Origin of the sequence: Mesorhizobium sp. M7A.F.Ca.CA.002.05.1.1, assembly GCF_003998335.1 — a bacterium.
Lineage (GTDB): Bacteria > Pseudomonadota > Alphaproteobacteria > Rhizobiales > Rhizobiaceae > Mesorhizobium.
The window spans coordinates 1-9,217 of record NZ_RZQI01000156.1; the positions used below are offsets into that span (position 1 = coordinate 1).

Below are 9,217 nucleotides of genomic sequence, written 5' to 3' on the forward strand. Positions count from 1 at the left end.
AGCCAGAACACCAGATTGGTCACGGTCACCGCCACCACGAACTGGTGATGCAGCCCTTCCGGAATCGCCGTTTCGTAACTGTCGGGCTGCGGTGCACCGACAACATGCGGCACGACGATCAAAAGGACGGCAAGGATCGCCAGCGGCAGCGACTTGCGAAACGCGATCAGGCCGAGACCGGCAGCGGTTGCCGCCACCGTCGCCCACCACCAGATCTGGCGCTGGGTGAGATCGGCGGCCGGCATGGCCGGCAGTTCCGGCGGCAGGCCGAGGCCAGGCGCCAGCGTGAACACGGCGAAGCCGGCCAGGCCCCAGAACACGCCCTGGCGCCAGCCACCGATGCCGCCGGCGAATTCGGAGACCGCGACCAGGATCAAGGCGAAGCCGATGCCGGTGACGATGTTGGCAAGCACGCTGAAGGCGAAACGCTCGAAACCATCTGCCGGCGCCCAGCCTTCGTCTGCCGGAGCGGCTTCCGCCGCCGGGGCAGCAGAGCTCATGGCATCTCCCGCCGGTGCAGTTGTGCTCATGGCATTGCTATCCGTTGCGGCCGGAGCGGCATGGTCATGGTGATGCCCGCCGCCCGCCTGTTCGTAGACTTCCGCCTTCAGGATCAGCGGCACGGTGGCATAGGCTTGCAGGCAGGCGAGGACGACGCCGGCCACGAGCCCTGCGATCGCCGCGATGAACACGACGTTGCGAAACAGGTTCATGATGTCAGCCCCTCGTCAGTGGCAGGGAAACGCCATCGAATGGCGATAGTCGTGAGCCGCATTGTGGACCGCATCGATATGCGAGAAGCCGACAAAGCCCATCACGAAAACGCCGAGCAGCGCGGCAAGAGCGAGCTGCATGAAGCGCGACTGCGAGGAGACGGAGGTGCCGAGGGAGACGGAAGCGGTAGTCATGTCTTGTCCTTTCGCCCTCCACCCGAGGGCATCGAAGTCAGTTTCCTGTCGCCGGCAGGTCTCCTGGCTCACGGATCAGCGTCCTTCCCCACCTTCCCGAAGAAAAAATCCTCAGTGGTTTATGGAGAGGACTACCGCACACAGTTGCGGGGGCAGCCACGGCATTGGGCGAAATTCGCCCTCACCGCATTCCCTCTTGGCTCCAAAATGGAACCGGCGACACCGGTGACTATAGGCAGAATCCTCGCTTCCGGCAAACCAAATTCCGCCGGTGACCATTGCGAATGCGCCATGAAGGTCAAAGTGATTTTGGCAGATAGCGCCACGTCACAAAGCCGCAGACCGCCGCCAGCAGACCGAGCGTGACGAACACCGAGCCCAGGCCGAAGAAGGCCAGCGCCACTGAATAGACCAGCGGCGGCGTCAACTCGGAAAAGTCGAGATAGGTGCGGTAGACCGCTGCCATCTGAGATCTTTCATAGGAGCGCACCGAGCGCATGAAGGCGGTCGAGCCGAGGGCGTCGAGCGCAATGGTGAAGAAGGCACCGCAGAGCAGGAAGGCGCCGGTAAGCAGCGGCACGGTTTCGCCGACGAAGCCCGCCGCCAAAAGCGCGGCCGACATGGCGAAATAGGCGAATGTCATGGTCCCGCGGCCACCAAAGCGCTTTCCTGCCTTGCCCCAGAAAATCGCCATGAACAACAGCGCGTTGCCGGCCGAAACCAGCAGGCCGCCGGCCAGCTTGCCCTCACCTGTGATGACCATGAACAGCGGCCCATAGACGAAGAACGTCGTCCAGAAGCAGGAGCGCCCAAAGGCGATCAGCCAAGCCAGCCTGAGCCTGGGCTGCGCCACGAAGCGGCCGATATTGGCGAGCGGATTGACGGGGCGCGTCTTGCCCGGACGGATAGACTGGTTGTCGCCGAGGCGGTAGGTCCAGAACAGCGCCAGCAGGCCAAACGCGAACACCGCGACCGTACCATGCGCGGCATAGATGCCGAAGCGCGTGTAGAGGAAGATGCCGAGCGTCGGCCCACCGGTCCAGGCCAGCATCGACCACGCCATGCGCAGCGATTCGGCCTGCATGAAGTCGGTCTTGCGGATGTGGTCCATGATGTAGAGGTTGAGCGTGATCGACAGCGCGCTGGCGCCCATCACCCGGCACAGCATGCCGGCCAGTTGCCCGGCAAGCGTGTCGGTGACGAAGAACAGCGAGCCGACGGCCAGCAGGCAGGCGCCTGCCGTGTAGACCCAGCGCCGGGCAAAACGGCGGATCAGCATCGGCATGAACAATGTCACCGACAGCCCGAGCATCGCCACGACTGTGTAGAGCATCGACACGATCTGCTCGTTGTGCAGGATCTCGTAGGCCTGGATCGGGATGACGCTCGACACCGTGGCGCGGGCGAAGGATTCGACCGCATAGAGCGACGCGAAGGTGCGCGCGTCCGCGGCCTTGAGAGCCGGCAGCCAGATTGGATGGCGCACATGGGTGGACATTGCTTTCCCCGAAGCAGATTCACCGGGTCAAATCTGACGTGGCGATCCCAGCGCCAATAAGAGGAAACCGACGCGCATCCGGCAAAAGCGAAGCCGGCCAAAGGCTTCCCTGCACTGGCCCAATGCCGCGGCTGATCCGGGTTGTCGGCAGAGTTGCCGGTCTTCTTTTGTGCCGGGCAACCGTGATAGTCCTCCAGCGGGGCTGAATCAGAATGCGAGACCATGAGCATCCAAACGCCGACCGCACCCGTTCCGGATCGACCAAAGCGCATCGTCGCTATCGACATCGTGCGCGGCATCGCGCTGATCGCCATGGCGAGCTACCATTTCACCTGGGATCTGGAGTTCTTCGGCTACACCGATCCCGGCCTGACCGCCTTCGGCTGGTGGAAGATCTACGCGCGTTGCATCGCTTCGACCTTCCTGTTCCTGGTCGGCGTCAGTCTGTACCTCGCCCATGGCCGACAAATCCGCTGGAACGGCTTCTGGAAGCGGTTCGCCATGGTCGCGGGAGCCGCGATCGCGATATCGGTCGTCACCCGTATCGCCACGCCGGATGGATTCATCTTCTTCGGCATCTTGCACGAGATCGCGCTGGCCAGCCTGCTCGGCCTCGCCTTTCTGCGGCTGCCGGCACTGCTGACGCTTGTCGTCGCCGCGCTCGTCATCGCGGCGCCTGTCTATCTGCGCCTCGAGGCGTTCGATCACCCATGGCTGTGGTGGGTCGGCCTGTCGGCGAACAATCCACGCTCCAACGACTACGTTCCGCTGTTTCCATGGTTCGGCGCCGTGCTTGCGGGCATCGCGGTGACGAAACTTGCCGCCGGTTCAGGCGTACTTGCCCGGCTTGCCGAATTGGCGCCCGGTCGCTGGGCCAACCCGCTGGTCTTTATCGGCCGGCACAGCCTGGCGTTCTACCTGATCCACCAGCCATTGCTGATCGGCTGCATGTGGCTGTTCTCGCAGATCATGCCGGCACAGGTCGAAACCCCGCAGGTGAATTTCCTCAAAACCTGCCAGCTGTCCTGCGAGCAGTCGCGCGACACCGAGTTCTGTACGAGCTACTGTGTCTGCATGCTCGATACGCTCGAGGGCGAGGCAACGCTTGATCGGCTCTACAACAACGACCAGACTGCGGAATGGAAGACGCATCTGTCCGATCTCGCCGGCATGTGTACCGCCAAGACCGACAGCAAGTTGATGGAGGAAGGGGTCAAATGACCGAGAACCAGCCGAAGCCGGGGCTCATACCGTGGCCGCCGCTGATCTACACCGCCGCCATCGCCATCAGCATCGCGCTGGGCCTGCTCTATCCCCTGCCCTGGATCGGTGACCTCCTGGGCGATATTCTTTTCGCCACCGGCTGGGTGGCGCTGTTTGCCGTCGCCGCGCTCTGGGTCACCGCGATCCGCACCATGGTCCGCGCCAAGACCACGCTGAACCCGAACGCTGTGCCCGATCACCTGGTCACCACGGGTCCCTTCGGCATCACCCGCAATCCGATGTATCTGGCCAACACCCTGCTGTTGATCGGGGTCGCCTTTGTCTCGGGCATCGTGTGGTTCCTGCCACTCGCGTTCATCGCCGCCTATGCCACGCAGAAAATGGCGATCGAAGGCGAGGAAAAGGTGCTGGCGGCAAAATTCGGCAAGAAGTACCGCGACTACGCCAAACGCGTGCGCCGCTGGATCTGAGCTGGCGCCCCTGGTTTCCATCGCGGAGAGGTTTGACAGGTGCACACTTCGGCGATTAGCCTAAGTCTTGCGAACCTCGTCATCCTAGGGCGAAGCAGGAGCGCAGCTCCGTCGCGGAGACCCTAGGATGACGAAGGAATAGACGTCTCCGCTAATTCCGAACGCTAACGCGCGACAGAATCCAGTCCGCTCAGGTATTCACGCCAAGCTCAACCAGCCGCTCCACACAAGATTCCTCGGCCTGGTCGAGTTCAGCCAGCGTCTCCTCGAGATCGCGGCGCTTCTGCCGGAGATCCTCGCGCTTTTCCTCGATGCGCTTGATCATCAGGTTGAGCTGGCCGACTTCGCCGGGCGGCTCCTTGTACATCTGGATGATCTCGCGGATTTCGTTGATCGAGAAGCCAAGCCTCTTGCCGCGCATGATCTGACGGATGAGGTGCCGGTCGGAGGGGCGAAACAGCCGCGTGCGGCCACGCCGCACCGGCTGCACCAGCCCTTCGTCCTCGTAAAAGCGCAGCGTCCGCGTCGACACGTCGAACTCGCGGGTCAACTCGGTGATCGAATAATATTCTCGCATTGCCACTCCCGCACGCCGAAACCAAGGGGCGATCGCCATGCCGGCGTCGCCCTTATGTCCCGAACCAAAACCCATGCCATGCCGGAATCGACATGGCGCCCCGCGCAAGCCTCGCACGGCATTTACGTAAAAGTCAATTAAGCCAAAAGGCATGCCTTCAGGGCACACCGAACCACCACGTGGCAATGCCGAGAAATGCAAAGAAGCCGACGACGTCGGTAACCGTGGTGACAAAAACTGCCGAAGCGACCGCCGGATCGATCTTGAAACGATCGAGCAGCAGCGGGATCAGGATGCCGGCCAGAGCGGCCACGAACATGTTGATGATCATCGCCGCCGCGATGATGCCGCCCAGATTGGGGTCACGGAACCAGGCTGCCGCAACGATGCCGATCAGGATGGCGAAGACGATGCCGTTGATGAAGCCGACACCCATCTCGCGGCGAATGATGCGGCCGGCATTGTAGATGTCGAGATCCCTGGTCGCCAACGCCCGCACGGTGACGGTCATGGTTTGCGAGCCGGCATTGCCGCCCATGCCGGCGACGATCGGCATCAGCACCGCCAGTGCGACGATATGTTCGATCGTGCGGTCGAAAAGGCTGATCACCGACGCCGCCAGGAACGCGGTCAGAAGGTTGATCAGCAACCACGGAACGCGTGAGCGCGAGGTCGAAAAGATGCTGTCGGAAAGCTCCTCGTCGCCGACGCCGCCCATGCGCATCAAGTCTTCTTCGGCCTCCTGCTGTATGACGTCGACAACATCGTCGATGGTCAGAACGCCAACCAGCCGTTCGTTCTCGTCGACGACAGCGGCCGACAAAAGATCGTACTGCTCGAATTCCCGTGCAGCCTCTTCCTGGTCCATGGTGGCCGGAATGGCGTGCCGCGTCTCGTGCATCACTTCCTCGACCTTGACCGAACGCTTGGTGCGCAGGATCTGGTCGAGGTCGATGGCGCCGAGCAGCTTGAAGCTCGGATCGATGACGAAGATCTGGCTGAAGCGCTCGGGCAGATTCTGGTCGTCGCGCATGTAGTCGATGGTCTGGCCGATCGTCCAGAACGGCGGCACCGCGACGAACTCGGTCTGCATGCGGCGGCCGGCCGTCTCTTCGGGATAGTCGAGCGAGCGGCGCAGCCTGATCCGCTCGGTGAACGGCAGCTGCGACAGGATCTCGTCCTGATCCTCCTTCTCGAGGTCTTCGAGAATGTAGACGGCGTCGTCGGAATCGAGCTCCTGTACCGCCTGCGCGATCTGCGCATTGGGCAGACTGTCGACGATCTCCATACGGATCGCCTCGTCGACCTCGGTCAGCGAGGAGAAGTCGAAATCGGCGCCCAGGAGCTCGACCAGCGCGTGGCGCTGTTCGGGATGCAGCGCCTCGAGCAGGTCGCCGAGTTCCGACTGGTGCAGGTCGTCGACTTCATGCTTGAGGGTCAGCGTGTCGCGGTCGGCGATCGCCGCGCCAATCCGCGCCAGGAAGGACGAAAGCACGGCGCCGTCCTCGCCATAGATGTCGGCGTGGTGCTCCTCGGCGGCCCTGGCGCCAATCGTCCGTTCGTGCTCGCCTTCCACCAGCGCCTCCCGCCACAAGAATCCCGGAAAAGGTGCAAATCAGGTCTAGAGCATCGGACCCAAAGGGGAAACCGGTTTTGGGAGAATCCGACGCTCAAAAAGAAAGTGGCGTAAAGCGCGGGAATATCAAACGAAATGCGCCCGGCCCGCAGCGGGCGGAGCTTGCACAATCGGGATCTGGGAAGGAAAATGGTGCGGTCGAGAAGACTCGAACTTCCACGGGTTGCCCCACAGCGACCTCAACGCTGCGCGTCTACCAATTCCGCCACGACCGCACGTGGTAGAGCCGGAACCGACCGGCTCGCGGCGTGTAGCAAATCGTTTCCGGCGAAACAAGTGCACGGCAAGCAATAATGTCAGGCGATTGGCATAATGCTCCACAGGGTCCGAACGCAGCGCCGGAACTGGACGTTTGCGCCTGATATCGCCATATGGAAGGCAAGTTGATGTCACCCAAAGGTGCGAGGCGGTTTTGGGACGCGACATGCATAAGCGAAAAGACGATACGCCATGCCCGAACGCAGCCAGATCGCCACGTCGTTCCTGCCGCTCCCCGGTTCAGCACCGGTCGAATGGCTGATCGAGCCCGGCCTTACCGCCTATCGCGAAGCACTTGCCTTCATGGAGGCGCGCGCCGAGGCGATCCGCAGCGGCGCTGCCGGCGAAATGGTCTGGCTGGTCGAACACCCGCCGCTCTACACGGCCGGCACCAGCGCTCGCGGCGAGGATCTGATCGACGCCAGCCGCTTCCCGGTATTTGCGGCCGGCCGCGGCGGCGAATACACCTATCATGGGCCGGGCCAGCGGGTCGCCTATGTCATGCTTGATCTGAAGCGGCGGCGTGAGGACGTCCGCGCCTTCGTCGCGGCGCTCGAACAGTGGATCATCGGCACGCTCGCCGCCTTCAACGTGCAGGGCGAACGCCGCGAGGACCGGGTCGGCGTCTGGGTCGTGCGGCCGGATCGCCCTGCCCTGCCGGACGGCTCGCCGGCCGAGGACAAGATCGCGGCCATAGGCATCCGGCTGCGGCGCTGGGTGAGTTTTCATGGCATCGCCATCAATGTCGAGCCCGATCTCGACCATTTCAGCGGCATCGTGCCTTGCGGCGTGCAGGACCACGGCGTCACCAGCCTCGTCGATCTCGGCCTTCCCCTGGGAATGGCCGACCTTGATCTCGCGTTGAAATCCGCCTTCGAGGATGTGTTCGGTCCCGCCACGGTCTTGCCTGTCGAAGCCGAGCGCAAGGCGGGCTGATCCTTCCGGATCCGGTACGGCTCAAATCAGTTGGGCGGAGGCCCACAACACGCCATAGCCATGGATGGCGAACACCGCCAGCAACGCCGCGGCCATGGCGAGGCGGTCGATGGTGCGGATCGGCTTCAGCTCGTAACGCGGCTTGACCCCGCTGCTCATCGTCAGCAGGCTGAGGATCGAAAACACCGCTCCCGTCGCGAGCAGGAAATTGGAGGAAAAGCCGGCCTGCCAACCGACAGCCAGGAAAGCCGAGAGCAGGAAGAAGGAAGCCAGCGCCAGTGCGACCGGTCCCGGACAGATCTGGCGCAGCACCTGACCGCCGTCGAACTTCCACACCGGCACCAGATTGGCGATGTTGAACAGTGCGGCGAAGCCCGCCAGGGTCGCCAGCAGGGCCGCCGCCAGCCGGTGGCCTTCCGCGCCGGCAAAGGTGCTGGCAGCGATCACAACCGGCACCAGGAATGCGGAGAAGCCGGCGCCCATCAGCGCCACGAAAGCCACCTCGAAACGGCTGTCATAGGGCCGCCCGCCAATGGCGATGCCGCCGAGCAGCGGAATGAAGATCATCCGTGCCCGGTTGTGGCCCATAAGCCGGAACGCCGCCATATGGCCAAGCTCATGCAGGGCGACCACCGATGTGAGGATCGCGGCCAGTGCCAGGCCGCCGAAGTGAAGGCCGAAGAATGGCCACAGGATCAGCGCCGAAAGCCCGGCAAAGCCAACCTGGCTGAGCGGATGCTCGAACCAACCGCCCTTGCGATACTGCCCGGTCCGCGCCCAGCGCTGCAGCTTGGAGAGTTCGCGGCGCAGGGCGAAATAGCGGAACACCAGGAAGGCGACGCCGCGATAGCGATCCGTCTGGCTGAGCGTCACCCGCGTGCCGTTGCCCTCGGAAACGAGTTCGGCGGTTTCGGAAAAGTCCTTCCAGAACGAAGCATCGAGCGCGGTGTCCTCGATGACACGCATCGAGAAGCTGATACCTTCGACGACGTCTTCAAACCGCGACCTGCGTTCGATCGGCTTGCCGTCGCGACCTTCCCACGACAGCGTGATGCGGGCCACGCCCTCGCCGTCCGGCGCCTCGGCGGAAAGGATCTCACCGGACCAGCCGGCATCGCTGCCGAGCGGCCACAGCGCCTGCCAGAGGCGCTGGCGGTCCATCGCCACCAGACGGGTCAGCCGCACCGTGCGCAGACCAAGCGGCACGGTCATCAACAGAAAGATCAGCCCGAGATTGCTGGCCACCAGAATGGCCGTGACTATGGGCGACACCTGGACGTTGCTCCCTGTCTTGCCGGGGTACCCTAACGTTACGGCGGCAAGAAAAGCTTAACGGCGGAACGGCCTTCCACCGCGTAGGAACAGCGGCGGCGAACGCCGCCAAATCACATGGCTCCGATCCAGATCGCCATGGAAACAAGGAACGTGCTCATGCAAACCAGTGAGATGACATCCTGAACCAGATCGGTCATAACTCTCTCCTGTTGTTGATATGTTCGCATTTTGTTCTAATTTTGTTTCAAAGTCAACGGGCACGATGCGGCCGCCTCCGGAATTTTCGGGCGATCAAATCGGCAGGGTTAAGAAAGGGTTGAGGGGCGAGCGACGGTGCTACGTGGGCTGACCGAAGCCTTTGCGATTAGCCATCGCATCGTCCTCCTAGGGCGGAGCAAGGAGCGGAGCGACGCGCGCAGACCCTAGGATCCATGC

The 9,217-nt window shown here is 63.0% G+C and carries 9 protein-coding genes, 1 tRNA gene and 1 riboswitch; of the genes, 3 read left to right on the plus strand and 7 right to left on the minus strand.

What is annotated here, in order from left to right; translation table 11 throughout:
• From EN939_RS10745 to EN939_RS10755, 3 genes are all read right to left on the minus strand, one after another.
• The coding region (locus EN939_RS10745; RefSeq protein ID WP_127267995.1) for a CbtA family protein at positions 1-713 on the minus strand (713 nt) is incomplete at its 3' end.
• A gap of 15 nt (positions 714-728) precedes the next feature.
• The gene (locus EN939_RS10750) at positions 729-908 is read right to left on the minus strand and encodes a CbtB domain-containing protein (protein WP_127267996.1); all 180 of its coding nucleotides are present in this window, start codon (positions 906-908) and stop codon (positions 729-731) included.
• A gap of 36 nt (positions 909-944) precedes the next feature.
• Positions 945-1,141: riboswitch (cobalamin riboswitch) on the minus strand.
• 65 nt (positions 1,142-1,206) lie between these two features.
• Complete coding sequence (locus EN939_RS10755; protein ID WP_127267997.1) at positions 1,207-2,406, minus strand: MFS transporter; 1,200 nt, start codon at positions 2,404-2,406, stop codon at positions 1,207-1,209.
• Positions 2,407-2,628: 222 nt separating this feature from the next.
• Between EN939_RS10755 and EN939_RS10760 the strand changes: the two genes are divergently transcribed.
• The gene (locus EN939_RS10760; RefSeq protein WP_127267998.1) at positions 2,629-3,627 is read left to right on the plus strand and encodes a heparan-alpha-glucosaminide N-acetyltransferase; all 999 of its coding nucleotides are present in this window, start codon (positions 2,629-2,631) and stop codon (positions 3,625-3,627) included.
• Positions 3,624-4,100 (plus strand): methyltransferase family protein, encoded by a 477-nt coding sequence (locus tag EN939_RS10765; RefSeq protein ID WP_127267999.1) that lies wholly within the window; start codon positions 3,624-3,626, stop codon positions 4,098-4,100. The genes EN939_RS10760 and EN939_RS10765 overlap by 4 nt, the downstream gene beginning before the upstream one ends.
• Positions 4,101-4,290: 190 nt before the next feature.
• On the opposite strand, the gene EN939_RS10770 is transcribed toward EN939_RS10765, so the two are convergent.
• The 3 genes from EN939_RS10770 to EN939_RS10780 all read right to left on the minus strand — a co-directional run bounded on the left by EN939_RS10770 (position 4,291) and on the right by EN939_RS10780 (position 6,528).
• Positions 4,291-4,677 carry a MerR family transcriptional regulator gene (locus EN939_RS10770; RefSeq protein ID WP_023685221.1) on the minus strand — a complete coding sequence of 129 codons (387 nt, stop codon included), beginning with the start codon at positions 4,675-4,677 and terminating at the stop codon, positions 4,291-4,293.
• 157 nt (positions 4,678-4,834) lie between these two features.
• Complete coding sequence (gene mgtE, locus EN939_RS10775; protein WP_127268000.1) at positions 4,835-6,253, minus strand: magnesium transporter; 1,419 nt, start codon at positions 6,251-6,253, stop codon at positions 4,835-4,837.
• A 190-nt stretch (positions 6,254-6,443) separates the two neighbouring features.
• Positions 6,444-6,528 (minus strand) — tRNA-Leu (locus EN939_RS10780).
• A gap of 235 nt (positions 6,529-6,763) precedes the next feature.
• Between EN939_RS10780 and lipB the strand changes: the two genes are divergently transcribed.
• A complete protein-coding gene (lipB, locus tag EN939_RS10785) occupies positions 6,764-7,507 on the plus strand; it encodes a lipoyl(octanoyl) transferase LipB (RefSeq protein ID WP_127268001.1) in 744 nt (247 codons plus the stop codon).
• Positions 7,508-7,528: 21 nt separating this feature from the next.
• Here lipB and EN939_RS10790 read toward each other — a convergent pair whose 3' ends face one another.
• Positions 7,529-8,779, minus strand: a complete 1,251-nt coding sequence (locus EN939_RS10790) for a site-2 protease family protein (protein WP_127268002.1) — start codon at positions 8,777-8,779, stop codon at positions 7,529-7,531.
• Between the last annotated feature and the right edge of the window lie 438 nt (positions 8,780-9,217).

Bases quoted from the DNA above. Each gene is read 5' to 3' on its own strand.
- EN939_RS10750 (WP_127267996.1), bottom strand. From the start codon at position 908: ATGACTACCGCTTCCGTCTCCCTCGGCACCTCCGTCTCCTCGCAGTCG.
- EN939_RS10765 (WP_127267999.1), top strand. From the start codon at position 3,624: ATGACCGAGAACCAGCCGAAGCCGGGGCTCATACCGTGGCCGCCGCTG.
- EN939_RS10770 (WP_023685221.1), bottom strand. From the start codon at position 4,677: ATGCGAGAATATTATTCGATCACCGAGTTGACCCGCGAGTTCGACGTG.
- EN939_RS10760 (WP_127267998.1), top strand. From the start codon at position 2,629: ATGAGCATCCAAACGCCGACCGCACCCGTTCCGGATCGACCAAAGCGC.
- EN939_RS10755 (WP_127267997.1), bottom strand. From the start codon at position 2,406: ATGTCCACCCATGTGCGCCATCCAATCTGGCTGCCGGCTCTCAAGGCC.
- lipB (WP_127268001.1), top strand. From the start codon at position 6,764: ATGCCCGAACGCAGCCAGATCGCCACGTCGTTCCTGCCGCTCCCCGGT.